Consider the following 774-nt stretch of genomic DNA (forward strand, 5'->3'; position numbering starts at 1 on the left):
TGGAAGCGCTCGCGGTCCTCGGCGCGGTCGATGGCGTCGGCCGGCGTGCCCAGCAGCGCGATCCCCGCCGCCTCCAGCGCCCGCGACAATTTCAGCGGCGTCTGCCCGCCATATTGCACGATGCAGCCCAGGACCTCGCCCTGCTCCTGCTCGCGGCGGATCAGCCCGATCACGTCCTCGGCCGTCAGCGGCTCGAAATACAGCCGGTCCGAGGTGTCGTAATCGGTCGACACGGTCTCCGGGTTGCAATTGACCATGATGGTCTCGAACCCGGCCTCGCGCAGCGCATAGGCCGCATGGACGCAGCAATAATCGAACTCGATCCCCTGGCCGATGCGGTTCGGCCCGCCGCCCAGGATCACGATCTTGCGGCGGCCGGTGGGGCGGCTTTCGCATTCCGGCACCCCGAACCCGCCTTCATAGGTCGAATACATGTAAGGCGTGGCCGAGGCGAACTCGCCCGCGCAGGTATCGATCCGCTTATAGACCGGCGCCACCGCCAGACGCGCGCGCAGGGCGGCGATCTCATGCGCCTCGGTGCCCGACAGCCGGCCAAGCTGCACGTCCGAGAACCCCATCGCCTTCAGCCGGCGCAGCCCCTGCGCGTCGCGCGGCAGCCCGTCTTGCACCACGGCGTGCTCGGCCGCGACGATCTTCTGCAATTCGCGAAGGAACCACGGCTCGAAACGGCACGCGGCATGGATCTCCTCGACGCTCAGCCCGGCGCGCAGCGCCTGGGCCGCCATCAGGATCCGCTCGGGGCGCGGCTGCGAC

1 protein-coding gene is annotated in these 774 nt (G+C 69.3%); it reads right to left on the minus strand.

Going from position 1 to position 774, the window contains the following annotated elements:
* On the minus strand, positions 1 to 774 hold a 774-nt coding region (locus HUK84_RS21070), incomplete at both ends, for a carbamoyl phosphate synthase preATP-grasp domain-containing protein (protein WP_456306688.1).

This window comes from Nguyenibacter vanlangensis (assembly GCF_013376155.1).
Lineage (GTDB): Bacteria > Pseudomonadota > Alphaproteobacteria > Acetobacterales > Acetobacteraceae > Gluconacetobacter > Gluconacetobacter vanlangensis.